The sequence below is a fragment of the Anabaena sp. 4-3 genome (genome assembly GCF_001597745.1).
Classification (GTDB): Bacteria; Cyanobacteriota; Cyanobacteriia; order Cyanobacteriales; family Nostocaceae; genus Trichormus.
Map to the genome: position 1 here is coordinate 54,236 of NZ_LUHJ01000035.1, position 26,497 is coordinate 80,732.

25 protein-coding genes are annotated in these 26,497 nt (G+C 41.5%); 8 read left to right on the forward strand and 17 right to left on the reverse strand.

The features are described 5' to 3' along the window. The first annotated feature begins 236 nt into the window (after positions 1–236). The 6 genes from A3775_RS10120 to A3775_RS10145 all read left to right on the forward strand — a co-directional run bounded on the left by A3775_RS10120 (position 237) and on the right by A3775_RS10145 (position 6,397). Positions 237–1,856 carry a NuoF family protein gene (locus A3775_RS10120; RefSeq protein ID WP_066379030.1) on the forward strand — a complete coding sequence of 540 codons (1,620 nt, stop codon included), beginning with the start codon at positions 237–239 and terminating at the stop codon, positions 1,854–1,856. A 129-nt stretch (positions 1,857–1,985) separates the two neighbouring features. Continuing rightward, the gene (hoxU, locus tag A3775_RS10125) at positions 1,986–2,702 is read left to right on the forward strand and encodes a bidirectional hydrogenase complex protein HoxU (protein WP_066379023.1); all 717 of its coding nucleotides are present in this window, start codon (positions 1,986–1,988) and stop codon (positions 2,700–2,702) included. A 128-nt stretch (positions 2,703–2,830) separates the two neighbouring features. Then, positions 2,831–3,427 (forward strand): DUF3122 domain-containing protein, encoded by a 597-nt coding sequence (locus tag A3775_RS10130; protein WP_066379021.1) that lies wholly within the window; start codon positions 2,831–2,833, stop codon positions 3,425–3,427. A gap of 100 nt (positions 3,428–3,527) precedes the next feature. Continuing rightward, positions 3,528–4,073 (forward strand): oxidoreductase, encoded by a 546-nt coding sequence (locus A3775_RS10135; protein WP_066379018.1) that lies wholly within the window; start codon positions 3,528–3,530, stop codon positions 4,071–4,073. 132 nt (positions 4,074–4,205) lie between these two features. After that, the gene (locus A3775_RS10140) at positions 4,206–4,820 is read left to right on the forward strand and encodes a CP12 domain-containing protein (protein WP_066424825.1); all 615 of its coding nucleotides are present in this window, start codon (positions 4,206–4,208) and stop codon (positions 4,818–4,820) included. A gap of 125 nt (positions 4,821–4,945) precedes the next feature. Next, a complete protein-coding gene (locus tag A3775_RS10145) occupies positions 4,946–6,397 on the forward strand; it encodes a Ni/Fe hydrogenase subunit alpha (RefSeq protein WP_066424826.1) in 1,452 nt (483 codons plus the stop codon). A gap of 70 nt (positions 6,398–6,467) precedes the next feature. On the opposite strand, the gene A3775_RS10150 is transcribed toward A3775_RS10145, so the two are convergent. From A3775_RS10150 to A3775_RS10220, 15 genes are all read right to left on the reverse strand, one after another. Next, positions 6,468–7,379: a hypothetical protein gene (locus A3775_RS10150; RefSeq protein ID WP_066424827.1), complete on the reverse strand. Its 912-nt coding sequence runs from the start codon at positions 7,377–7,379 to the stop codon at positions 6,468–6,470. 176 nt (positions 7,380–7,555) lie between these two features. Beyond that, complete coding sequence (locus A3775_RS10155) at positions 7,556–9,190, reverse strand: CocE/NonD family hydrolase (RefSeq protein WP_066424828.1); 1,635 nt, start codon at positions 9,188–9,190, stop codon at positions 7,556–7,558. An 81-nt stretch (positions 9,191–9,271) separates the two neighbouring features. Beyond that, positions 9,272–10,495 carry a bifunctional phosphopantothenoylcysteine decarboxylase/phosphopantothenate--cysteine ligase CoaBC gene (gene coaBC, locus A3775_RS10160; protein WP_066424829.1) on the reverse strand — a complete coding sequence of 408 codons (1,224 nt, stop codon included), beginning with the start codon at positions 10,493–10,495 and terminating at the stop codon, positions 9,272–9,274. Between the two features lie 61 nt (positions 10,496–10,556). Then, positions 10,557–10,769: a DUF2555 domain-containing protein gene (locus A3775_RS10165; RefSeq protein WP_066379007.1), complete on the reverse strand. Its 213-nt coding sequence runs from the start codon at positions 10,767–10,769 to the stop codon at positions 10,557–10,559. 154 nt (positions 10,770–10,923) lie between these two features. Next, positions 10,924–11,532 carry an alpha/beta hydrolase gene (locus A3775_RS10170; protein WP_231866980.1) on the reverse strand — a complete coding sequence of 203 codons (609 nt, stop codon included), beginning with the start codon at positions 11,530–11,532 and terminating at the stop codon, positions 10,924–10,926. Between the two features lie 129 nt (positions 11,533–11,661). Further along, a complete protein-coding gene (locus A3775_RS10175; RefSeq protein ID WP_066379003.1) occupies positions 11,662–12,303 on the reverse strand; it encodes a TetR/AcrR family transcriptional regulator in 642 nt (213 codons plus the stop codon). A 140-nt stretch (positions 12,304–12,443) separates the two neighbouring features. After that, the gene (locus A3775_RS10180) at positions 12,444–12,929 is read right to left on the reverse strand and encodes a GNAT family N-acetyltransferase (RefSeq protein WP_066379002.1); all 486 of its coding nucleotides are present in this window, start codon (positions 12,927–12,929) and stop codon (positions 12,444–12,446) included. An 18-nt stretch (positions 12,930–12,947) separates the two neighbouring features. Then, entirely contained in the window at positions 12,948–14,945 is a 1,998-nt protein-coding gene (locus A3775_RS10185; RefSeq protein ID WP_231866987.1) for a pentapeptide repeat-containing protein, read from the reverse strand. Between the two features lie 409 nt (positions 14,946–15,354). Then, entirely contained in the window at positions 15,355–16,359 is a 1,005-nt protein-coding gene (locus A3775_RS10190; protein WP_066424833.1) for a zinc-dependent alcohol dehydrogenase family protein, read from the reverse strand. Positions 16,360–16,709: 350 nt separating this feature from the next. Beyond that, entirely contained in the window at positions 16,710–17,720 is a 1,011-nt protein-coding gene (gene arsS, locus A3775_RS10195; protein ID WP_066424835.1) for an arsenosugar biosynthesis radical SAM (seleno)protein ArsS, read from the reverse strand. A gap of 44 nt (positions 17,721–17,764) precedes the next feature. Then, positions 17,765–18,358: a Uma2 family endonuclease gene (locus A3775_RS10200; protein WP_066378993.1), complete on the reverse strand. Its 594-nt coding sequence runs from the start codon at positions 18,356–18,358 to the stop codon at positions 17,765–17,767. Between the two features lie 229 nt (positions 18,359–18,587). Continuing rightward, complete coding sequence (locus A3775_RS10205; RefSeq protein ID WP_231866981.1) at positions 18,588–18,959, reverse strand: type II toxin-antitoxin system PemK/MazF family toxin; 372 nt, start codon at positions 18,957–18,959, stop codon at positions 18,588–18,590. Continuing rightward, a complete protein-coding gene (locus A3775_RS10210; protein ID WP_066378987.1) occupies positions 18,917–19,138 on the reverse strand; it encodes a ribbon-helix-helix domain-containing protein in 222 nt (73 codons plus the stop codon). The genes A3775_RS10205 and A3775_RS10210 overlap by 43 nt, the downstream gene beginning before the upstream one ends. Before the next feature lie 435 nt (positions 19,139–19,573). Further along, complete coding sequence (locus A3775_RS10215) at positions 19,574–19,834, reverse strand: type II toxin-antitoxin system RelE/ParE family toxin (protein ID WP_066378985.1); 261 nt, start codon at positions 19,832–19,834, stop codon at positions 19,574–19,576. Then, complete coding sequence (locus A3775_RS10220; protein WP_066378983.1) at positions 19,831–20,049, reverse strand: hypothetical protein; 219 nt, start codon at positions 20,047–20,049, stop codon at positions 19,831–19,833. The genes A3775_RS10215 and A3775_RS10220 overlap by 4 nt, the downstream gene beginning before the upstream one ends. Before the next feature lie 496 nt (positions 20,050–20,545). Here A3775_RS10220 and A3775_RS10230 point away from each other — a divergent pair, with 496 nt between their 5' ends. Both A3775_RS10230 and A3775_RS10235 read left to right on the forward strand, forming a co-directional pair. Next, complete coding sequence (locus A3775_RS10230) at positions 20,546–20,812, forward strand: prevent-host-death family protein (protein WP_066424837.1); 267 nt, start codon at positions 20,546–20,548, stop codon at positions 20,810–20,812. Between the two features lie 59 nt (positions 20,813–20,871). Then, positions 20,872–21,126, forward strand: coding sequence for a type II toxin-antitoxin system RelE/ParE family toxin (locus tag A3775_RS10235; RefSeq protein ID WP_231866982.1), 255 nt, complete (start codon positions 20,872–20,874; stop codon positions 21,124–21,126). A gap of 485 nt (positions 21,127–21,611) precedes the next feature. Here A3775_RS10235 and A3775_RS10240 read toward each other — a convergent pair whose 3' ends face one another. Both A3775_RS10240 and A3775_RS10245 read right to left on the reverse strand, forming a co-directional pair. Beyond that, positions 21,612–23,966 carry a dynamin family protein gene (locus A3775_RS10240; RefSeq protein ID WP_066424838.1) on the reverse strand — a complete coding sequence of 785 codons (2,355 nt, stop codon included), beginning with the start codon at positions 23,964–23,966 and terminating at the stop codon, positions 21,612–21,614. A gap of 105 nt (positions 23,967–24,071) precedes the next feature. Next, positions 24,072–26,285 (reverse strand): phosphoketolase, encoded by a 2,214-nt coding sequence (locus A3775_RS10245; protein ID WP_066424840.1) that lies wholly within the window; start codon positions 26,283–26,285, stop codon positions 24,072–24,074. Positions 26,286–26,497: the final 212 nt, after the last annotated feature.

Genomic DNA, 26,497 nt, shown 5'->3' on the forward strand with positions numbered 1-26,497 from the left:
TCAGGTTGACATCTGTTGACCGAAGAAAACAAGGATCTGAGCCGCCTAAATTGATTTATGGAGAAGAAAAAAAGTGAAACAACATTAATTCAAGCCCCCGGATTTATCCGTGGGGGTATTGAATGCAAGAATTTTGTAGGCGTAAGCCTTCCCTACGGGACGCTACGCGATGCCGTAGGCTATGCAAGAATTCGGAGCGCAGCGACGTGACCGCTTTTGAAGAGTTGGTATAAAACATGGAACTAACTGAATTATTAGAAATATCTCGACAAGAACGTTCTCAAGCCAAACCAGTACAAATACGTTGCTGTACGGCGGCTGGTTGTCTTTCTTCTAACTCTCAAGCGGTGAAACAACAACTAGAAGCAGCTGTAAAAGCAGAAGGTTTGGAGAAGGAAGTACAAGTTTCAGGCGTGGGTTGTATGCGCTTGTGCTGTCAGGGGCCTTTAGTGGAAGTTGAGAAAGTGGGGAGTGGAGAGTCGAAAGGCGAGACTCAAGAAACTCTGTATGAAAAAGTGACTCCTGAAGATGCAACATCAATTATTGGGACGCTGAAAGGAAAAGAGTCTCATCTGTCGGTGGTGAAGCTAGAGCAGCCCTTTTTTACATATCAGAAGCCGATAGTGTTAGAAAACAGTGGCAAAGTTGACCCAGAAAGGATTCAGTCTTATATTGCTACTGGGGGTTATCAGGCTCTTTATCATGTCCTGCGGGAGATGACATCGGCGGAAGTTGTCGATACAGTTAGCCGCAGTGGTTTGCGGGGACGGGGTGGTGCTGGTTATCCCACAGGTTTGAAATGGGCGACAGTTGCTAAGGCGAAAGGACAGCGCAAATTTGTCATCTGTAATGCCGATGAGGGAGATCCTGGTGCATTCATGGATCGGAGTGTGTTGGAGAGTGATCCCCACCGGGTATTAGAAGGAATGGCGATCGCTGCCTATGCGGTGGGTGCAAGTCAAGGTTATATTTATGTCCGGGCAGAATATCCCATTGCCATCAAACGCTTACAAACTGCCATACATCAAGCCCAACGCCTCGGTCTTTTAGGCAGTCAAATCTTTGACTCTCCCTTTGATTTTAAAATTGATATCCGCATCGGTGCAGGGGCTTATGTTTGCGGTGAAGAAACAGCGTTAATGGCTTCTATCGAAGGTAAACGTGGTCTTCCTAGCCCTCGTCCCCCCTATCCGGCGGAATCTGGTTTATGGGGACATCCGACCTTAATTAACAATGTAGAAACTTTTGCCAATATTGCGCCGATTATCCGTAAAGGTGCGGAGTGGTTTGCTAGTGTCGGCACTGGCAAAAGCAAAGGCACAAAAGTATTTGCTCTAGCTGGCAAAATCCGCAACACAGGTTTAATCGAAGTGCCAATGGGGACATCCTTAAGGCAAATAGTAGAAGAAATGGGTGGCGGTATTCCCGATGGTGGTATTGCCAAAGCAGTACAAACAGGAGGCCCTTCTGGGGGATGTATTCCCGCCTCCGCGTTTGATACTCCTGTAGATTATGAATCCTTAACCAGTCTGGGTTCGATGATGGGTTCCGGTGGGATGATCGTCATGGATCAAACTACTAACATGGTAGATGTCGCCCGCTTCTTTATGGAATTTTGCATGGATGAATCCTGTGGTAAGTGTATTCCTTGCCGAGTCGGAACTGTGCAGTTACATGGATTATTAACCAAGATTAGCGAAGGTAAAGCATCACAGGCTGATTTACAACTCCTAGAAGAACTGTGCGACATGGTGAAGCACACCAGCTTATGCGGTTTAGGCCAGTCTGCACCCAATCCTGTCTTTAGTACCTTGCGCTACTTCCGTGATGAATATTTGGCTTTGGTTCGGGAGTAGGGGAGATGAGGGAGATGAGCGGGATGAGGGAGATGAGGGGGATGAGAGAGAGGATATTTTCCCAGTCAACAGTCAACAGTCCCTTCCAGTCCCCAGTCCCCAATGCCCAAGTTTTAATGGATATTTATTATGACCGTAAAAACACTAACAATTGATGGTCAGATGGTGAGTGCGCGCGAGGAAGACACCGTACTACAGGCGGCACAAGAAGCAGGTATTCATATTCCTACGCTGTGTCATTTAGAAGGTGTGGGAGATGTGGGTGCGTGTCGTCTGTGTTTGGTAGAAATCGCGGGGATGAATAGATTACTTCCGGCTTGTGTGACGAAAGTTACAGAGAGTATGGAGGTGAAGACTAAGAGCGATCGCCTGCAAAGTTATCGGCGTACAATTATCGAAATGCTGTTTGCAGAGGGAAATCACATCTGCTCGGTGTGTGTAGCTAACGGTAACTGTGAACTGCAAGACCTAGCCATTGAAATGGGGATGGATCATGTACGTTTAGCCTACCATTTCCCCGACCGCAAAGTTGATTTATCTCATGAGCGTTACGGCTTAGACCATAACCGTTGTGTACTTTGTACTCGTTGCGTCCGTGTTTGTGATGAAATAGAAGGCGCACATACCTGGGATATGGCAGGACGGGGAACAAATTCCCATGTTATCACTGACTTGAGCCAACCTTGGGGAACTTCCCAAACTTGTACATCCTGCGGTAAATGCGTAAGTGCTTGTCCTACAGGTGCGCTATTTTACCAAGGTTCCAGCGTCGGCGAAATGAAACACGATCGCGCCAAACTCGATTTCTTAGTTACCGCACGGGAAAAACAGCAATGGAATCTATAGTGGGGATTAGTCATTAGTCATTAGTCATTAGTCATTAGTTATTAGTTATTAGTCATTGGTCATTAGTTTTTCTCCTCCGCTCCTCCACTCCCTCATCCCATTCTTACGCACACTAGGAGGTAAATCTGATGATGAAAATCAGACGCAAAGCGAACCAGTACACAAGGAACCGGAAAAATTTACCCAGGTTTTCTGTGTGTCTGTCACCAACTTCTATCAAAAGTGTATTTTGGTGGCTACTGTTGTTGGGGATATTGACGTTTTTTATGTTCCTGGGTTTAGGAAGCTTGTCTACAGAAACGGTAATTGCGGCTGTTGAGCAACAACAAACAGCAACAGCAGAACTTCTTTATCGCTCACAAACACGATTAGATGATCAATCAGGCAAGGTTTGGCAGGTGATACTGTTTAAACAAGTTTATCCCGGTGAAGGCGAAACTTTAAACCTGCGGCTGGTGGGGTTTCCTGGTTCCGCCGAACTCATTCATCCCCAACCATTAAAAATTACCACTGCTACAGGTAAAGTCTTGTCTGCGGCTGATGTTTTCTTAGATGAAGCACCAGCACCCACCATCGGTCAGTATGACTTTCAAGATATTTTGCCAAAATTACCAACAGAACCTCTAGTCTTAAGCATACCTCAACCGGGCGATCGCTCCATTAACATCTCCGTCCCCTTGCGCGTCGTCCAAGAATGGCAACGAGTAGGGAGTGGAGAGGGTTGAGGAAGCAGGGAAGCGGAGGGGAAAAGCTAATGACTAATGACTAATGACTAATGACTAATAACTAATGACCAATGCCCACATTATAAATTACAAAATTCTTATGTCTCGATTGAAATTAGCAACAGTATGGTTAGGTGGCTGCTCTGGCTGTCACATGTCTTTTTTGGATTTAGACGAATGGCTGATTGATTTAGCCTCTCTGGCAGATGTCGTATTTAGTCCCTTTGCGGATATTAAAAAATATCCAGAGGATGTAGACGTGGTATTGGTAGAAGGTGCGATCGCTAATGAAGAACACTTGGAAACAATCCAGACTGTCCGAGAGCGTTCTCAAATATTAATTTCTTTTGGTGACTGTGCTGTAACTGGTAATGTTACCGCCTTACGTAATCCCGTCGGTAGTGCTGAACCAGTTCTACAACGTTCTTACATCCAAACAGCTGATCTTTATGCTCAGATTCCCCAAGAACCGGGTATCGTCCCCCCGTTAATAGATCAAGTGACACCTGTACACGCTATCGTACCAGTTGACATTTATTTACCCGGTTGTCCACCCTCAGCTACACGCATTCGCGCCGCATTAGAACCATTATTAAAAGGAGAAAAACCACACCTAGAAGGGCGTGAGTTGATTAAGTTTGGGTAATGGGGGATATAAATTCAAAATTCAAAATTCAAAATTCAAAAATTCTGGAATTTTTGAATAAATCTCCCTCATCTCCCTCATCTCCCCCACTCCCCACTCCCGTAAATTTTGAATTCTCCTGTCGGGGTAATTATGTTAAAAGCAGCAGATGTGATGACAAAAGATGTGGCAACGATTCGCAGTTCCGCCACTGTAGCCGAAGCGGTGAATTTAATGCGTGCTAGAGACTGGCGAGCATTAATTGTAGATCGTCGCCACGAACAAGACGCTTATGGCATTATTAGCGAAAGCGATATTGTGTATAAAGTTATCGCCTATGGTAAAGACCCTGGTAAAGTCCGAGTCTACGAAGTCATGACTAAGCCTTGCATAGCCGTCAATCCTGACCTGGGTTTAGAATACGTAGCCCGATTATTTGCTGACTATAATTTACACCGCGCTCCTGTGATTCAAGGGGAGTTGTTAGGGATAATTTCTCTGACAGACATCCTGGCTCAAAGTAAATTTTTGGAACTACCCCGAACAGTTGTGCTAGAGCAACAACTACAAGACGAAATTAAAAAAGCCCGTGCTGTCTGCGCTCAAAAAGGTGTGCGTTCCGAAGAATGCGCCGCCGCTTGGGATGTTATCGAAGAAATCCAATCAGAACTCGCCCACCAAAAAGCAGAGAAAATTAGCAAAACCGCCTTTGATGAGTATTGCGACGAATACCCAGAAGCTTTAGAAGCTCGACTTTATGACGTTTAAGAGTCATTAGTCATTAGTCATTAGTCATTAGTCATTAGTCATTAGTTTTTCTCCCCCTGCCTCAAGAGCCTCCCCTGCTCCCCCTGCCTCAAGAGCCTCCCCTACTCCCTACTCCCCTACACCCTATGTCTAAAAGAATTGTCATTGATCCTGTTACCCGTATTGAGGGACACGCTAAAATTAGTATCTATCTGGACGATAGTGGACAAGTTAGCGATGCTCGGTTTCACGTTACAGAATTTCGCGGCTTTGAAAAGTTTTGCGAAGGTCGTCCTTTGTGGGAAATGCCGGGAATTACGGCGCGTGTCTGTGGTATTTGTCCGGTAAGTCATTTATTGGCTTCAGCAAAAGCGGGCGATCGCATCTTATCTGTCACCATACCCCCAGTTGCGGCTAAACTGCGTCGTCTGATGAATTGGGGGCAAATTATCCAATCTCATGCTTTGAGTTTCTTTCACCTCTCCGCCCCAGACTTATTACTGGGAATGGACAGCAACCCAGAAAAACGCAATGTTTTTGGCTTAATCGCCGCTAACCCAGAATTAGCCCGTGGTGGTATCCGTCTACGTCAATTTGGGCAAGAAATTATTGAATTGTTGGGAGGGACAAAAATTCACCCGGCTTGGGCTGTTCCTGGGGGAGTCAGAGAACCCCTCACACCAGAAGCACGCACCCACATTCAGCAACGCATCCCGGAAGCTAAAGCTACTACTTTAAATGCTTTGGCAATATTCAAAGGTTTGCTCACAGACTATCAAAAAGAAGTACAAACTTTTGGCAATTTTCCTAGTTTGTTTATGGGTTTAGTTACCCCTGATGGTTTATGGGAAACCTACGACGGATATATCCGCTTTGTTGATAGTAAAGGTAATATCATCGCTGATCAACTTGACCCTACTCGCTATCAAGAATTTATTGGTGAAGCAGTCCAACCAGATTCTTATTTAAAATCACCTTATTATCGTCCTTTGGGATATCCAGAAAATAACGGTCATAGTGGTTTAAATAGTGGAATGTATCGAGTCGGGCCGTTAGCAAGATTAAATATTTGTAATGCTATCGGTACGCCTTTAGCAGATCAAGAATTGCGGGAATTTCGTCAACTCGCTCAAGGTGCTGTCACATCCTCATTTTTCTATCACTATGCCCGTTTAATTGAGATTTTAGCCTGTATTGAATACGTGGAAATCTTTCTTGATCACTCAGATATCCTATCCAGTCGATTGCGTGCAGAAGCAGGTATTAATCAATTAGAAGGAGTCGGTGTTAGTGAAGCACCACGCGGTACATTATTTCATCATTATCAAGTTGATGAAAATGGCTTATTGCAAAAAGTTAATTTAGTCATTGCTACGGGACAAAATAACCTGGCAATGAATCGCGCCGTTGCCCAAATTGCTAAACATTTTATTCAAGGTGCAGAAATTCCTGAAGGAATGTTAAATCGTGTCGAGGCGGGAATTCGTGCCTTTGATCCTTGTCTGAGTTGTTCAACTCACGCCGCCGGACAAATGCCGTTACAAATTCAGTTAGTCGCCGCCGATGGTAGTTTGCTTGATCAAGTTTTTCGTAATTGACACACTGTAGGGGCGTAATGTCTGATGCCCCTACTAATTATCAATGTGTTGCACAAATTACGATAGTTACCTAATTATTATTAGCTTTAATCTGCTGCAATTGTTTGTATGCCTCCATCCGACTCTGATGATTGTAAGATACAGAGGTAAATTTATCCCGTTGGCGTTGAGTAGGCACTGAAATGTCAGCAACAATCGCAAATGGTGCTACACCAGGGTAATCATCCATACGCACCGCTACCTGTGCATTTGTCCCTAAATCAGAAATAGAATACCTACTACCTCTGGTGGTGACACATTCTTCGTCAGTTTCACCTACTTTAATGTTGCGTTCGTAGGTGTCTGGCTCAGTATCCACAACTGCACCTGTTTTATTTAGCAGTACCAAATCCCATTCTGTGGCTAAGTTGCCGTCATTTCTGACTTTGACACATACCTTGAGTTCGTCATCACTAAAACGGTCATAGATGCGGTTAGCTCTGACACTGACAACTTTCAGGCTGTGAATAGCTTGATTACCCAAGGCTTTCTCACCAAATTGGCTCACTGCCCAAGAAGCATAATCTGCCTGACGCTTACAAGGCCCAGTCATGCCCACCCCTCCCCACAGCTTGGGGTTTGTCACTAAGCCAAACAAATCTTGACTGACTTTTTGCCACAAAGAACGGTCTTCACAGACTTTGTAGAGATTCTTACGAAATTCTGTTTCGCACTGTTCTTTAGTTTTACCTGATTGTCTCAATGTGGCATAACAACTATCGTGTTGCTCACAGGCAGGATTAAAAGTTTGGTTATAGGGAAATAAGAAAAACTTCGTTGCGGCTCGTGCTGCCTGACTGTTATCTGGGCCACAGTAGTCGGTTGCAGCCTGAGCCGATTGGAGTTTGACCCCTTGCTGGCTGATTGACAAGTTAGAAATGTAGCTGACTGTAGTCAAGCTGAGAGCTAAGGTAGCAATTTTTGTTACTTTGAAACTGAACATTCTTTTTCTCTGAAATAGTATAAGCAAGACGATTTAGTTACACCCGATGCTGTAAACTCACAGGATTCAGGGATGTAGTTATGCTGATTTAATATAGTATTCAACCAGACTAAACAAAATTACGCATACTTATACAACTGTTACGAATATCAGTTAACAGTAGAGCGATCGCCAAGCTACAAGACTACAGATAGCAATAACTCACCACCATTCACAGTTAATGTAATAATTTGTGCTTTAAGTAAAGCTTCACTACTTAATACTGCCCCATTCCCTGAGTTCATTGCATAGGCTGGATAACAGGCTACACTCAAACTCAAACGCAAACAGTTTCCTTGAGTTATTCTGATAAAACTTGGTTGTAATTTTACTTGTCTAGTAACAGTTTTTTTACCGTCTTGGCAATGTAAATAACCTTGGGTAATGTTGTACACTCTGCCATCAGGATACACCTGGGATAATACGGCAGATAAATCATAACTATCTTGGTCAGATTGACAGGATATTTCGACTAAAATATCCCCTAGCAACGATAAATCTGTGGTTAACGGTGCGCTCGTGTATGTCAAAACATCAGAACGGCAATCAATAGGCGATCGCTCAAACACTCCCCCCGGCATCGCTGCATGACCACCCACCGACGGCACTGGTCGCCACGGGTCATGTACTAATATGTCTTGGGGATTGGGGACTGGGGACTGCGGATTGGGGATTGGGGACTGGGCATCGGGTATGAGACTTCCGGCATCTTCTCTAATATTTCCTAGTCCGGTGCTTGACAACAAGTAAGATTTCTGGTTTGATGTAAATATATTGGGGAAATAGTGCCACATATTACTACCCATTTCAAACAGGCGCACAGGTAACTCATCTAATAAACCTGTATCCACACCTTTGAGAAATTGATTAAACCAACGAATCTGCATTTCATCGACTGGGCTAGCTGCAAGCTTACCAAAATCAGCTTCGCCGACTTTGCGTCCCCAAGGCAGATGCGCCCAAGGGCCGATTAATAAATGTTGGGGTGTGGTGGCGCGGGTTGTCATCTCTCGATATAAATGCAGCGTACCCCGCAGGTAAGTATCAAACCATCCGCCGATATGAAACATCGGCAAGTCAACATTTTGGAAGTGGCTTTTGGGTGAGAGTTGTTGCCAATAGCTATCCGGTTTGGGATGGGCTACCCAGTCGTGATAAAAAGATTCTGGTGCAAGTTGCTGAAGAATTTCGGGATTATTTACAGGTAAATTGCGAGAAGCGGCATATAATGCTTGATAGGCTGGCAAATCACCACGTAAACGGGCGGTTTCCGTTGCTAGTTGAATTGCCCAAGCTAAATTAGTTTGTAAACAAAATGCGCCTCCTTCATAAGCCCAATCAGTATATAAATCATAGCCAATCATTGCCGGGCAGATAGTTGTTAAGGCTGGCGGTTGAGCTATGGCAGCATATAATTGCGTCATTCCCTGATAGGAAAAACCATACATTCCCACCTTGCCATTACTACCAGGAAGACTTGCAACCCAATTGACTGTATCTGCACCATCATTGATTTCGTGAGCAAATAACTGAAATTCGCCTTCCGAAGTACCACGCCCCCGCACATCTTGAATGACGACAATATAACCTTGGGCAGCGTACCAACTAGGATGGGCATAGACAACAGTAGAAGCGATCGCTCTACCATAGGGTTGTCGCATTAATAATACCGGAAACTCTCCCACTGCATCCGGGCGGTAGATATCCGCATCTAAACGTACACCATCACGGGTGTACATCGAAACGGTTTGTTTGGGAAGGACTTTGAGCATAGAATAGAAATTCATCCGCGTTTATCTGCGTTTATCTGCGTTCAAATATTTTTCCTGTACCGCACCGAGGAGAACCCACCCCTACTGAGCCACAAAATCAAAAAGCTGATGTGCCATTTGCAATTTAGAACAAGGGGGAATTTCTAGTTTTCGCCCTTGACTATCTATCAATATGGCTTGGTTGTTGTCACTGCCAAAACCGCTATGAGGTTGGTCAATGGGATTAGCTACAATTGCATCTAATTGCTTTGTCTGTAATTTTGCCATTGCTGGCGTGACAATATCCCCAGTTTGCGCCGCAAAACCAATTAACAATTGATGGGGTTGTTTGTGCTGGGCTAATTGAGCCACTATATCTGGGACTGGTTCTAATGGTAAACTTTGGGGAAGCGATCGCTTGGGTAATTTCTCTGCACTATAATCTCTCGGCTTCACATCCGCCACAGCCGCCGACATAATAATCACATCAGCACTCGGCAAATATTCTAACATTACCTGCTGCATTTCCGCCGCCGTCATCACCGGAATTGCTTGCACACCCAAGGGTGCATTCCAACTAGCTGCGCCGTGTACTAACGTCACATTCGCGCCTCGGTGTAAAGCGGCTTGTGCTAAAGCTAACCCCATTTTACCTGTTGAGGGATTGCCAATAAATCGCACTGGGTCAAAATACTCGCGTGTTCCCCCAGCACTGATTAAAACCCGCTTGCCGGCTAAATCTTGACTGCCTTTGGTATGTAACAATGATTGAATATGAGTGACAATTTCGGCAGGTTCAGCCATTCTCCCAGCACCGATGCGATCGCAAGCTAACAAACCTGATGCCGTACTCATGCCATGATAGCGATTATCTTGTAAAAGTTGCTGCCAATTGCGCTGCACCGTTAGCTGTTCCCACATATCAGTATTCATCGCCGGGGCTAACAACACCGGGCTGGTAGAAGCTAACACAGTATTAGTCAGCAAATTATCCGCCATACCAGAGTTCAACTTGGCTAATGTATTCGCCGTTAGCGGTGCAATGACTAATAAATCAGCCCATTCCCCTAATTCAATATGCAATGGGCGCGGATGATTTGCTTGCCAAAAATCATCATCTGTGTATGCGGGATGACGCGAGAGAGTAGCTAAAGTTAGAGGTGTAATAAATTTTTGGGCGGAATTGGTGAGAATGACGCGAACTTCCACACCTATTTTAAACAAAGTTGAAACCACCTCACAAACTTTATAGGCAGCTATTCCGCCACCAACAGCGATGACTACCTTGCTGCGTTGATTTGTCGTGAGATTGGGGGAATGAGGCATAACAAAAACAGAAGATAAAAGAGTTAGGTATTTTAACTCCTAACTCCTGATGGTAAAATAATTATGCCTCGTCGTAGGGTTCTAAATCCAAGAGATGAATGTATGGTTCTACTAACTCAGGACGCTGGAAAGCGATCGCTCGTAGTAGATGCCAATCATTTAACCCTTCAAAAGCATTGCTGTAATTATCCATTTCTAGACGAGAAGCCAGTTCTTCTACCTCTGCTGCGGTCATGGCAGCAATTTCGTTCTTGGAAATGCTTAGAGTTTTCATAATGCTTGCCCCTCCCTTATGCAGCATTTGCAACCAGCACAGGTCAAATCGCGCTCAATAGAGCTACCCAATCTATATTACTCATTAGAGGGCATGGAATCTCTAAAGTTTGTCAGAATTTTTACTATAATTTAGCAAAAATTTGTATCTCTGACTAACCAACGGCATTAATAATAAATTTTCGTGCCACCTCTAACATTTGCAAATTAATTTCATGCCCAGTATCAAACTCATGATACTGCACATCCACCCCCAAGGATGCTAGAGTTTCTCGTGCTTTAATCGCAGCTTGCAGAGGCACAACCTGATCAAGTGTACCGTGCATAATTAAAGTTGGTGGAACATGATTGTTATTGGTTGCGATCGCATCTGGATGTAAATAGCCACTCATCACCACTAACCCAGCTAGGGGTAACTTAGAGCCAACATCTAACGTCATCGCCCCACCTTGAGAAAATCCACTTAAAATAGTTCTGGATAAAGGCACGCCATAACTAGCTTCTAAAGACAGCAAAAAATCTAATAGTAGTTGCCGACTTTCCGCTAATCCTTGATAAGTATTCTCATTTCTTAACTCATACCATGCCCTACCCACAGTCGAATGTGGGTGAGGATAGGGTGCATTAGGAAGTACAAATTGGTAATTGGGTAAGTTAAAGTAAGACGCTAAAGATTCCACATCAAGCGCATTAGCACCCCAACCATGTAAGGTGACAACTAACCCAGTGGGGGGTTGAGAATTGCTTGGGGGAATGGTAATCAATTCTAAAGACAGAAGCCTACTCCTAGGATTTAACTCTCCTAGTTCATCTTATAGGAAAGGTGAGGGAGTGGGGGATGAGGGGAGATTTTTCCCCAGAATTCTTGAATTTTGAATGAAAGAATTTTGAATTTATTTCTCCCCACTCCTTGCTTCAATTCCTCTGACAACAACATCTACACAAGTGTCAATATATTCGTCTCTGCTATAGCTGTTGTGCTTGAGTTTGGCATTCCGGCAAAGCATCCCCGCTAGCAGCATTCCTGTAAACATATCAACGGCTGGCAGGGGATTGATATCAGTTCTGACAGTTCCTCTTTTCTGACATGATTGTAAGTAAGCCACGAGTTTTTCTGCCAAAGGCTTAACGGCTTCTTCGATGACTTGCTTGGCTGCTTCAGGATGACGTTTGGCTTCACCAATAAAAGTCCGTATCAAGTCTTCTTGGGCTTCCAGCATGGTATTATAAAGCTCGGCATAGTGCTTTAAGTCTGTTCGTAAATCCTGTGTCCATGCTTCTGGGTGGGCGAGGGCTTCGGTTTGCAGTCTCAAGGCATTTTCAATGACGGCTTTTAACAGTTGTTCTTTGCTCGCAAAGTGACGAAATAACGTCACCTCGTTGACACCAGCAACACGGGCTATCTCGCGGGTAGTTGCCCCTTGAACTCCTAAACGAGCAAATACCTGAGAAGCGGCTTCTATCAACCGTGTACGGGTAACAGCAGCAGAACGGATAGTTTTCAGGCTAATTTGATTTTTGGGATGTGCTGGCATTATAGATTTTTCTTAAACACAAGTTGTAATTGAATGTAATTATTACAGAGAAAGTTCCTTAAAATTTTATTAAAAAATAGTGAACTAACAATTTAATGTGTTATTGAAAATATAAATTAAATATCACTAAACCGTATCTCCTATTTTAATTCTTTCGTCATTTCGATCACGGGAACTATTAACCCTTTTCCTAAGTGATGAGGTACTGTGTTGATGGGAGTAAATCCCAGTCGTAAATAAAAACCTTCTGCATACAGGCTAGCGGTGGTAAATACTCTGTCTACACCTTGTTGTTTTGCGCTGTGGAAAAAATGCTCTACTAAAGTCCGTCCAATTCCTTGACTTTGATAATGAGGATGAACATATAAAGCAATTAATTCGTCTGCAATATAACTAGCAAATCCTGTGATATTTTCCTGTGCTATGGCTACCCAAATAGTTGGTAATTTCAGATGCTTCAAGATACTAGCACCATCTGGGTGATTGCGGTAATTGCGCCAAGCTAAAAGTTCTTGGCGGTTGTAAAATGTGGTAGGTAAGGCTTTAATTGCTGCAATGTGAATTGCACTTAACACCCATGCGTCTGTTTCTTGTGCTGGACGAAGTAATATAGGCTGAGAACTCATAGTAGCGTATAATATTAATTACTTAAGATAAAGCAATAAGTTCAAGCCGGGAATGGTGCGGGAAAGCGTCCATAAAACTAGGGTGATGTAGAGTAGTCCTAAACTCCACTGATACCAAGCTAGGGTAGAGATGATTCCTGGTAGGTGTTCGTCTCTGAGGCGAATGTCGTTAAATCCTAATTTGACGAGGTTGTTGAGACTAAAGTCATAATAGTTGAGCCAGTTCCAACGGCGATCGCATAATAAAGGCATATATCTTTCCCGAAATGTTTGATTTCTGGGAATGACTGGTAAACGTCCTATGAGTAATCTTAATTGGCGAAAGGTTCCGTCTTCGGTAAAGTAAGAAACATTCATTAAGTCGTGATAGCGTCCTTGTTGATAGAGACGGATTAATAATATCAAAGGTACTGGTACAATAATAATTAACAGACATCCCAATGTCAGCCAAGGTTGGGCAGCATTGCGGAAGATGGCTAATAAACTCAAAAATGTCATACAGCTAAAACTGATGAGTATGGCTGTAGTTTCGGAGGTTGTGGGGATGATGGGGAGAGGATGCAGACGACGACATCTATCTACTAACCAAAATAGTAAGCCAAAGTAAGCGATCGCTACTCCTCCCACGCCGAATACTAGCCAAAAATTCGTACCATAGCCGCTTAACAATAATAATACACTCAAGGCTAACCAAGTCCAAGCGGTGAGCAACCAATTACTGATAGCTAAGGGTTCAGCAAAAACTAGGCGATCGCTCAGTTGATTATATGTGGTTAAATCAATATCTGCTAGTGTTAATAATTCGTTGCTATTCAGGAATAATTTAACTTTTCGACGTTGAGCGATCGCCTCTGCTTGGATACTCGAAAAACCCAATTTCATCAAACTTTTTTCACTCGCATTATTGATATTAATTCCAACTAACTCCCGGCTTAATTCCTCCAGACGTAATTGTTGTTTAATGTAATCTAATTGATTAGCATCAGCCACTTGTTGCTGTTGACGGAAATTCTGCCCTAAATTTCGCAAAACGTTTTGATTACCTTGTAATGTCGGTACAAGAAAAACCTTACCAATCTCCCCAGGATTCCCTAAAATTTTCGCTTGATTAGAATTAAATGTTAGTCCAGGGACATTTAAAAAAGCGTCTGGAGAAAATAACGCATCACTAAAATCAGCCTGATTAATAATGCTAGCACCCCGCATATCCACAGGTTGATTAAATAGCACCTCCCGAAAAATAGCAGCTTGCTCAAAAGTTGTTTCTTTTAAAAACAGGAATTGATTAAAAATAGCCTTGGTAAACTTAGCTTGATTACTAAAACGCACCCCAGAAAAATCAGCGTTTTCTTGCCAATCTACACTATTAAACTTAGCTAATTGCTTAAAAACTGCTTGGTTGAAGTTGGCAGTATGCACAAAAATACTACCATGAAAATCAGCAGCTTCTTCAAATTGAGTTTGTTTAAAATTAGCTTTATCAAAAAAAACGCTACCTGGAAAATTACTTGCTTGCCGAAATTTAGCATTATTAAAACTCACAGCACGGCTAAATCTAGTTTCATTCCAGTTAGTTGGTTGTAAAAAAGTAGCATTTTCAGCGTCTACAGGTTGCAGAAAAAATGTATTATTAAATCGAACTTCTCCATTAAAGCGAGTATTTTCTAAAGTCAAAGCCCCCCGAAAAACTGTCACCTCACTAGAAACATTTGACTGAGTATCTAAAAGTGAGCGACAATCTTTAGAATTAATCAAACTCACAGTTAAAGATTGCAAGCAAACTGAACGCAACCGTTCTAACTGTTGTTGTTCTGATGCTGTGAAAATTGGGGCAATACCTTGAGCATACAAAGGAGTTCTTAACCCTAAATCGCTGCCAACAAAATCGCCTTGAATCAGAGAATAACTCAAATCTAAACCTAAAGGTTTAGCCCCAGTTTTTTGCAGTTCTTTGCGGAGCATTTGATAAAAAGCATCACGAAAACTCGCATTTTCGGGACGTAAATCAATCACCATACGCCGCAAATCAACAGTTAAATTACCCTCACGTAGCGTTGGTGTATGTAGACGTTCTTGTAACAGTTCTACAGTTAAAGATGTGCGTTCTGGTTGCGTTGGTGTAGCCCAGGTTGGTAGGGGAAGTAATAAGATAAATAATGCACACAAACTAATGAATAACTTAGCTTGTTTATACCAAAGTTTCAATTGAATACAGTCAGAGCTTTCCAAGAAATCAATTATCCCGCATAAAGTTGCTGACCGTTAACAGTCAACCGTCAACCGTCAACCATCAGCAGAACTATTTTACCTGTAATAGTCACATTACAGATATCTTGTAGGGTGCGTCAGACTGTTTAAATGCTGTCAATAAAACTATTTTTGATATCTGACGCACCCCACTAATATGCCAGTTGCATAAGTCCTGTTATTCATTGCTAATTAGCAGAACTATTTTACCTGTAATCGCACCAGCTTCCAGTAAAGTATGAGCTTTCACCGCTTCTTCTAAAGGAAATTGATGATGAACGCAGACGTTGAGCTTACCTTGGTCAAACAACTGAGCGCACTCTGTTAAAATTTCTCCATGATGTTGTTGTGCCTCCGTCAAACCGAGTAACATTGGTGTCAGCATTAATTCTAAACCGATGCGGAGGTTGCGATTTCTGGCAACTTTCCAGACAGTATTGGCATTAGGTTCTAAAATTGTGACGATATCGCCGTAAATTCGCACAGACGGGAAAGTTTTATGCAAAGTTTCACCGCCAACGGTGTCAAAAGCTAAATCTACACCTTCGCCATTAGTCCAGTCTAAAGCAGCTTGCACAAAGTCGGTTTGTTTGTAAAAAATTACATAATCAGCACCCAATTGTTTGACAAAACGCGCCTTGTCTTCCGAACTGACAGTAGTAGCGACACTCGCACCTTTAAGTTTAGCTAATTGAATTGCTACGTGACCAACCCCACCAGCACCACCATGAATTAAAACTTTGTCTCCTGGTGCAAGTCTTCCCCGTTCATATAAAGCTTCCCAAGCGGTGATAAGTACCAAAGGTGCTGCTGCTGCTTGTGCAAAACTTAAAGAATCAGGTTTATGGGCGGCAAAGCGTTCATCAACTACAGTATACTCTGCATAATTGCCATAACTTCCGCCTAAACCACCATTGCAGAAATAGACAGCATCACCAGGGCGAAATTTTTGCACACCAGCACCCACAGCTTCAACAATTCCCGCACCATCACATCCTAAAATAGCCGGCATTTGCTCAGGGTAAAAAGTCCCACGCTGACGTAGTTTGGTATCTATGGGGTTAACCCCAGCTGCTATTAACCGGACTAAAACTTCGGTATTACTCAAAATGCTGGGTTTTGGAACTTCCCGTAATTGTAAGACTTCAGGACTACCGGGTGCTGTCATTAAGACTGCTTTCACTATTTTCTCCTCCAAGTTGCAGCTAGATGCACGATATTTGCCAATTTATACCAATTCTCTAGGAAGTTGCACCAAAAAATGATGTAGAGACGTTGCATGCAACGTCTCTACTCTCAAGAAAAACATTGCGTTGAGTCAGAAATGGGGATGAGTTCTAAACCAAAAACTAAAGCTTTTTTCTTGAGAGATGTAAGATAACCAAGGAAAAAACCGCGAAACTATCTCATATAGTTTCACGGCTTTTGGTGTGGTGTGAGGAGCTTAACTAAATATCATCATAGAACAACTGCCCAGTAGTGACACACTCGTAACAGTTTTGGTAACAGAATTTTTTTCGCATAATACTATTGTTATGACACCAAAGAACCGCCACAACTAGAACCACACCCAGCCGTACAACCATAGCAATAGTCAGCAGTTTTAACCTCATCAATTAAGTCTAAACTACCAGCCTCTAGAAATTTAGCCACGGTGAGGGGTTCACCTTTAACTGTTGTGGCTGGTAAATTCATCATCTGATTAAAATCACAATCATAAATGTTTCCTAAATAGTCTACTGACAGCAAATCCCGACACATTAGATGCTCAACTGTACTAGAATTAAAACTAGACTCTAAAAAATGTAAGTAGCTGTCATAAAGTTTTTTCCGTTCTAAGTGTAATTTAGTTCTGCCAACAGGTAAATTAGTAATCGTCAACAGATTGTTAAACACAATATCAAAATTTTCTTGCAAAAACCTTTTATAATCTCGTTCTAGTTTACCCTGTTCTGGCGGTAAAGAAAACTTTTCACTTGTAGGTAACTGGGGATTATAAACCAAATCCACAATTAAATCTGGACTTGTACCATAACCCAGTTGATTCAGCCATTGCAAAGCTTGAATAGAAGCATCAAAAACACCAGTTCCCCGCATTTTATCAACATTATCTGCTAGGTAGCAAGGCAGAGAAGCCACAACTCGCAATTGATGTTTAGCAAAGTATGCAGGTAAATCACCAAACCCATCTACAAAATAGATAGTTAAATTAGAACGGACAATTACCTGTTTACCATGCTTTCGTGCAGCTTCTACCAGTGGTTTAAAACCATAATTCATTTCTGGCGCGCCACCAGTCAAATCAACAATTTTAATTTCAGGAAAATTATCAATTAAATCAATTAATTGTCCACAAATTTCTGGGGATAATTCTTCTGTACGTTTCGGACTAGCTTCAACATGACAATGACTACAGGCTAAATTACAACGTTTACCTAAATTAACTTGTAAAACCTTGATGCTTTGTTTAGTCAAAGGTTGACTGAGTTTCGCTGTAAATGGTGTGAAGTTTGTATCTAGATGATTAACTAATTTATTTATCATTGCTGACTACTCCTGAAATATGAAAAAATATGTAACACACATCTCTATTTTTTTATTCCTTGCATGAATTGTTGTCTAGCCTCAATAATTGAAGGCATTAAAACACAACTTGCTAATAACTCTACATCCAAATCTGGCAATAATTCACTTCGAGCAATTGGCTCATAGTTATCATTTTTTAGTCGATATAGATAAAATTGATTATTTTCCCAAAACCAAACTTCAGTAATATTAAAGCGTTTGTATTTTTCTAATTTATTAATGCTGCCACTGGTGATATTAACTTCAATTGCTAAATCAGGATTTTCTTTTTTTTCTCCTATATAATAAGATTCATCCGGTTCAAAGGAAGCACTCTTTTCTTTGGCGCGACGAGTAGCACTACCTACGGGGATAAAATTTATACCTTTTTCAAAAAAGTATAATGCTAATAATATAGCAATTGCGCTTTTAATCATTTCGTGTTGTTCGCCAAGTGTCATAAACTCAATGCACCCATCAAGATAAGTTATCCGCAAACCTGCTGCATCTGCGGTTAATTTTTCTATTGTCTCTAATTGTTCCCAGGTGTAATGACCGGGTAGGAGAAATTTTTGCTCGGCAATTGTGGTAGTTTTATCTAAGATTTCGATAGTCATAGTTAAATGATGTTTATGACTTTATTTTGATGATAACTCATCATCAAAGCTCCTCTAACACACATCTTGCACCTGTTCCTTGATGATAATTTTTGTAGGGTGGGCATTGCTTGCAACTTGCTGAACGCCTTAGTTTTACGTTGTGGGCAATTCCCACCTTACGCTTATTGATAATGCTACAAGATATAAGAGTTGGAATGATTAGATTGTTGGGTATTCTCAACTATGATTAATTGTGGTTTAAACCCAGATATCGCCGCAGAATATTTTGCGCTTGTTCTAGTAATTCTGCTTCTAATTCTCCTAATTGTTGAGTTAAACGGATTTTGTCAAATGTCATCGGTTCAACGCAGATTAAAAGACTATCTACAGAAAGTCCGTTTTGTGCTGAGGCGGGTACTTCTACTACTGCTGGTGAAATACGGGGGTTATTAGGTTTTGCAGATGTAAAAGGTAAAACCGTGACTTTGCTGCGTTGGTTGTTAAACAAAGTCCCAGAAATTATCAGTGCTGGACGAGTTTTTTGAATTTCTGTACCTACGGATGGGTCAAATGTTACTATCCAGATGCTTCCCATTCGGTAATTGCTATGTTTTGCCATTCACTTTCCCAACCTAATTCTAATTCATCAACCAAGGCGCAAGCTGCCGCTAGTGCTTCATCTTGTTGTTTTTCTTGCCATTGTTTCAAGAGACTTTCAATTAGCGCACTACGGTTATCAACTTTTTGGTCAATGTAATTTAGTAGTTCATCTGGCAATGAAATTGAGATTTTAGCCATATCCTACCCAGAGTCATACTATCAGTAGTATAGCCTAATTTGATATTTTTAGTGTTTATGAGTTTTTTGATTAATTCTTTCCCGCACTGCTTGACGGATATCTTCCCAGTCTTGTGCTGTCATTTGTCGTCAAGATCCCCGACTTCTTATGAATATTTCTCAATGATACAGATAATTGATCTAAGAAGTCGGGGATCTGTTCACTTGCGCTACTATTCTACGTAAGCTCATAAGGTGTCAGGTAAGGAAATATTCATACTTTTCATATTGTAAAAAATCTTGAAATTCTGTTTATTATACTGTTAAGAGAATACCAATTTTTCGACGGGCAAAATAGTAGCCATGCAAGAATGATTGGAGGCTAAAAATAGAGGTTTTACCTCAATACATTGCTGGTATTTTTTGGATTGTGCAGTAGTTTATAGAGATTATCCATTATTTATATATCTCACTTCGATGTCCCACTCTGTCAATAAAAATAATTCTTTGGTCAGGGTCAAATTCATAAATTACTCGATAATCTCCAACTCTCAGTTTAAAGAAACCGGATAAGTCAGCAGTCAAGGGTTGGGGTGTAATTTGGTCGAAGTTTTCAGCTAACCAGTTAATTTTATTAACTATTCTTTGACAAAGTGATTTTGTCAATTTTGCTAAGTCAGCTAGTGCTTCCGGTTCATACTCAACTAGGTAATTCATCTGTTTTCTAAACCTAGTCTTTCCATAACTTCTGCGGTAGAAATACCTCTAACTCCTGTTTCTCTGCGCTTCCGAATTGCTAATAATTCTTGTTTAAAATTATCTTTGATAGTTTGGTTTGTATCTGGGTCTGTTAGCAGTTCTTCTATGGTTTCTCTAACTGTTTCTCGAATGAGGTCTTTAAGTTGCTCAATAGTGAGTTCGTTAACTTGCATGGTGGTAACTGAGTTAAGGGTTATTTCTCAATTTTAGTTTATCCCGGACTGCTTGACGGATATCTTCCCAGTCTTGTGCTGTTATTTCTGTTGCTTCTCCAGAGTTAAACCCTTCTAAAAGCATGGTTTGTAGTCGTTTTTTTGCTCTGGTGTTTCTGGTCTTGTCGCACTAATTACCGAAAATATTCGCTGACACTGCTGTAACCACCTTGCGCTACTATTCTACGTAACTTCTCATGGTGTCAGGTAAGGAAATATTGATACTTTTCATCAGGGTTAGTTCCTCAATCTGCTTTTCTATATCATGGCGGTTTTTGTCATTTTTTGCTATTGGGAGAAAACACTATTAGTGATGGTTGGGCGGTTTGGGTGATGTTGGGTTTATTTGTGTCAATCTAAGCTACTTACTTTAGTTGTAATAAAAATAATTAACTTATCTATATAAAACTGAAAATGATTGCTATAATAAAAACATCAATCAGATTTATTAACTGTGATGACTATCAAGGAATTACTCTTGCAAGAGATTGATAACACACCCAACGAACTTTTAGAAGATGTGCTTGGTTTTTTGCAGTCACTCAAAACAGCACCACAAAAACCCCAAGCTACCTATCAAGAATTGTTAGAAAGAATAGATTACTTAGAAACAATAATAGGTATTCGTAAAGGGTTAGATGAATTTGAGCGCGGTGAAGGTATTCCTGCTGATCAAGCTTTGGCAACCTTGCAAATAAAATATAATATTCCTCCTCGCTCATGAATTATTAAGTTATTATTCAACCTACTGCATTTCAAGAAATTTAAAGTTCTTACCGTTAGATGTGTGATAATTTAAGTGCTGAAGTAGCGAACAATTGGTATTATCAACTTGAAGATACTATTGCATCACTAAAAAAATTTACTAACCGATGTAGTATAGCTCCAGAATCAACAAAAATTGGTCGTGAAATTCGCCAACTATGGGTAGGAAAACAAAGAAAATATCGAGTTTTGTTTGTTGTTGAAGAAGATGTTGTAGCTATTGTTCATGTTCGTCACAGTCGTCAATCTTATCTAGATGAAGAGTCTGAATGACATTGAGTTTGTGAAGATTGCTTGCTTTCTGTTTCTGGTCTTGTCGTACTAATTCCCGAAAATATTCACGCTTCGCTGCTGTAACCACCTTGCGCTACTATTCTACATAAGCTCATAAGGTGTCAGGTAAGGAAATATTCATACTTTTCATCAGGGTTAGTTCCTCAATCTGCTTTTCTATATCATTGCAGTTTTTGTCATTTTCTGTCATTGCAACACAAGGAACTATTTATGCTGCTGATGCTGGGGTGAGATGATGGAAATACAGGTTTTTTGGGTTGTAATTTAGTACCTAACGATTGAAATCGCAGCTATAGAAACAAAACCTAGCTACGCAGGTTAACACCTGTAGGGTGGGTTAGGCGCACAGGATCATGTCGTCAAGATGAAGATTTACGATTTTGCAACCTAACCCACCATTTGCACCGGGGTTATGGGTTTGGTGGCGTACTTTTTGCGCTAACCCACCCTACAAAACTTAAAAACTAGGGTTTCCAAGTGTTGAGAGACTGACGAATTGATTTTAATTCCTGTAGATATTCATGAATTTTCTCTGTTTGTAGATTCAAAATGTTAATGATTTTGTCTGATTCTGCTTCTTTTGCTTCTCTTTCTTTTAGCAGGGTCTCAAAATCTTCTTGAAATTTTTGGATATAATCATTGATTTGTTGCTCTGCACGTCTAAAGTCTTCTTCAATTTGTTTTTCTATGACTCTTTGGAGCAACAGTCGATTATTCACAACTTGTTCATCAATTTTTCTATAAATTAACTGTGCTGTTTGAAGTAAGTTTATTTCATAAAATTCTTGGGTGTCCTCATATTCAACATCCACATAATAAACTTGTTCAGAATCACAACAACGACTTTCTTTTCTTTCCTCTTTTTTTGTCCTAGTAAACACTTCTTGCTGTTGTTTAATCTTGGCATCGATTCCCTTAAATTCAAAATTCGGGAACTGAATAGGGTTAACATTTAATTCAACTTGTAAAGCTTCTCCTAAATAATTAGATAGTTCATTAGATATCTGTTGGATATCACTTTGTATTTTGATAGCTAATTTTTCACGGATATGAGTACCGTCTCTAACCAACCTATCTTGAGTATCTAACCAAAAGCTCTGAATCAGAGGACTACAAAATTCGTTGATAGTTTTGCTAATAGTTTCAGCATCCTTTTTATTTTTGGCTTTGATCACGTATGGATCAGAATTTTTTGGTGTTTCATTGGGAGAATCATTAGAAGAATCAAAAACTTCAGGAGCAGATTTAGACAGAGACTTTATTAAAGATGTACCGCCTCTAACACCTACCCTGAATATGTTTCCTAATCCTTTGCTAAAAAAGTCTATTATACCGCCACCAACATCAGCTATAATATCGCCAATATCCCCCCAATCAATATTATTATTTGTCTTCGTGACTGGTGCAGGATTAGCTTTCACTTTCTTTGTGCTAGATAATTTTTCAGATTGAGATTCGGCAATTTGGTCAATTTGATATTGAATTTCAGCTTTAGTTCCTTTAGCAAATATATCAATGCCTTGGCTGAAACCACTTATAAGTATTTGTTTCTGCCTATTTACGGACTTTTTTACATCTTCTACCTTAAGCCTGGCATTATGAGAACGCTTTTTGTATTCTTCAATCTTTTGCTTTAAGACTGCAATATCTATTTCCCAACCACTAATTTTTGTGTTGAGAGTATCTTCAATTGATTTGGCAGCTTTATCAATTTTCGCTAAAACATCACTTAAAAGATTCCAACCTGCATTTCTAGTGATCGTTTCAATGACTGTTTTTTGAATAGTAGTAACACCACTATCTATTAATGCTTGTGGTGCAATTTTTCGAGGGGCTGGTATAATCTGATTGCCTTCTTCATCTTCAGTGGCATATCTAGCACTAAAGAATTTTTTGAAATCCTTGATTTGGCTTTCAGTAGCTTTCTGTTGTTGAATTAATTTTGCTAAAAGTCCTTGTCTGGAACTAGCTGGATAAATAAGGGGGTTAGGAAAACCAAAACTAGATAATTCGCGTTTTAAATCTTGAATAACTTCGTCAATTTCTCTATCCCTTTCAGTTTTTTGATCAACTTTGTTGAGGATAAAGTAAATTTTCCCTTTTTCAGCTTCTAAAATTTCCTTGCGGTTCTCTACTACATCCTTAAACAATTCAGAAACAGCATTATCTTTGTAAGAAGCGTAATTTAAAACAAATAAAATTGCATTGCAAGTTCTTAATGCTTCCAGGGCAGTTTGTTTTAGTGCTACTGTGTTAAATTGGGCGGATTCCCATTCATTTGGCCCAGGTGTATCAACGAGAGTAAAACCCGCAAGCGAAGAAAGTCTACTAATTGCTTCAATGGGATGTTCTATTTCAAAACGTATGGTATTATCAGGGTTTCCCGTTTCCCTAATTTCACGAGTTCTCACTAAAAATTTCTGCTGAATTTCTCCTTCATTACCTTCAGCAAGAACAACAGGTTTTCTTTCTCCGGCTCGGTATTCTAACAATCTGGGAACTTTATTACCCGGAATATGGAGTACATCTGTACGGCAGATGGTACAAGCGGCGGTTTCACTAGCTAAAACATCTGCACCAATGACAGAATTAAGAAAGGTACTCTTTCCCGCTTTCATAGCTGCAATAACCGCAACTTGATATTTTTGGTGTTCCAATGCGGTTAAGGCTGTGATGATGTCATTCTCAACACTCTGCAAACCTTTGGTATCATCGCCTTCACTGAGACGGCTTTGGCGAATTTCCTGAAGATACTGTAACAGTCGTGTACCCAGTTGTTCAATACGGCTGTGTGTGGCTTGGAATTGTTGTGATGACATGGTAGTTGAATCCTGGTAGTAAAAATTGCTAATTGAGATTCTTGGATCTACCACTTAGTTGTAACCCCATCTAAGAAAAATGCCTAGATGGGGATGTCATACTTCTTAATGCACTAACTCAATAGCCCGCTTAGTCAAAGCTTCAGCAGTCAACCCATTAAACGCCATCAACTCACCTGCACTAGCGGTAGTCTCCCCACGCTTCCAGGCGAATGTATCGCGCTTGCTGTTACTGCGTAACATGATGGGTTCTAACATCGACGCTGCACCACCAGTTACACCAATGAGTGCATCACCATCAAATAATTCGGCAAATTTTGCATCATCAATGAAACCACCATCTGCTTCTGAACAGGTGTCCCAAGCTACATCATGAGGACGATACAAACGCCGGGGGTTAATTACAGAAACTATCTTGACTCCAATACCTTCTGTTTCTAAGAAAGCTGCTGCTTCAAAGACTGGAATTAATGTCATGTCTCCAATAACTGCAAACACAACTTTCTTACCGCCAGGAATTTCATGCAGCACTACTGCACCTTCTTCTAAACCTTGACGGGTTTGTGCAAAGGTGGTGCGAATTGGTAAGGGTGACTTACTTGCTGTGATGACTATTCCTTTATTTTTGGTTGTCAACGCCCAGTCATAACAAGCTTGGATACTGTTTGCGTCGGGGGGAAATACAGGAAAAACGTTACCATTCCGCATCATCGAAGCAAAATAAGCTTCAATTTCTGGACGTTGGTGTGTCCAACCGTTGCGCCCTTGTTCTAATGCGCCAGCTGTAAATAAGGTGATGGTTGAGGGTGTCTGACGGCGTAATTCTGCCATTGCTTGGGTGACGGTTTGCCAAATTGGTAAACCGTTTATGGCAAAAGATTCATAGGAACACCACAAACTTCTTGCACCCATCAAGCATAACCCAGCCGCTAATCCTGCACAAGCGTCTTCACTCAAGGGTTCGTAAACTTGTCCGTTGGGTGCTTGGTTATATAATTCGTCGCTGGTGGGGTGGATAATTTTTAATGCTTGGTTGATGTTACCAATTCCTGATGCTTCGTTACCGTCGGCGTTGGTGACTAGGAAATTTTGGTCTTTCTGTCCGACTATACCGACGAGTCGCCCCATTGCTGTTGTAGAAACTTTCGGTTCTCCACCAACTGCATATTCTTCTAAGGGCAATGTACCTAATTGTGATAATGGTAACTCAAATTCTGTGACTACTGTCTTAGCTGCGGGGCCGCCTCCGGCGCGTTCGGCGTTGGTTCTGACTATTTGCCACGCTTCTGGGGATAATGCACGGGTTTGTAAGGCACTGACTATATGGGGTGCGTCTAGGGTATCTTTCGGATAGAGGTTGTGTGATTTTGCACCTCTGGCGTGAACTCCTGCGCCTTTGAGTTGTTTGATAATAAACACCGTTAGCTTGCCACTCATGGCGGAACGGGCGGCTTTATCTACAGCTACAAGTACAGCTTTGGTAAAGGCGAGGCGTTGCTCAAAGGAAAAGGCGGTACTATCTACATAATCCCCTGGTTGGTTTTGGTCGTCAAATTCTTTAGCATCAACTAGGATGACTTCCTCAAAACCGTTTCCTTGCCAATAGGCTGTCATCTGTTGGTTGGTTTTTAGGGAAACCATGCTGTGATGTTCTTGGCTGTAACCGTTCCAGACTAGGACGGGTAAGAAGTTGGTGACGTGGGGATAGGCGGTGTTAAAGTGCGCCATTGAACTCATGATGTAGGGTTCTCCTAGTCCACCGTCGCCGAGGGTGAAGGGGAAGAGTTTGTCTCGGTGGAGGAGTGCGGCGGCCATGGCAAAGTGCTGTCCTTGTCCCAAGGGGCCTGCGGGGGCGAGAATACCGGGGATGTAACCGGAAAGGTGTCCTAAGAGTCCATGTTTTTCCCGGAAGCGATCGCGCAATTGTTGTACTGTAAAAATGCCCATGTCCTCTAGCGATCGATCTAGAAACATGGCACTATAAAATCCTGGTGCGTGATGTCCGACTTCGGTAAGTATATTTTTATGCCCCAGCATGACTAAAGCTGCATAGGCTTCTGCTTGGCTAGCGAAGCCGCCAGGATGCCCAGATGCCTTACTACCAGTGACTTGTACTGTCAAGTAGCGCAGGGCATCAGCCGCTAGTAAGGTTTGATACACAGCTTTAGCGTCTGTCGGGTCGGCGATCGCTACTTGTCCCGATTCTATCGCAGGTGTCGCACCATAAGTTTCAAAACCTGGTAGCACTTCCCCAAAATATTGTATTCCTTCACAAAATTCTGGAAGTGCTGAAGATGCCTTTGGTGTGAATGCAGTCATGCTGAGTACCTTGTAAGGATGACGTGAAACTATTGATGCTCGTTGAATTTAACAAAAATTTTACCTCTTTAGGGTTGTTAAGAATTATCAGTGTTTTGTAATGCTAGGTATAAGTAGTTTGAATAGCAGGGGTTTAGGGGTGTCCGGGGGATGAGGGGGATGAGGGGGACAAATCAATTCAAAATTCGTCTTGAAAAGTTTCCTACGGCGGG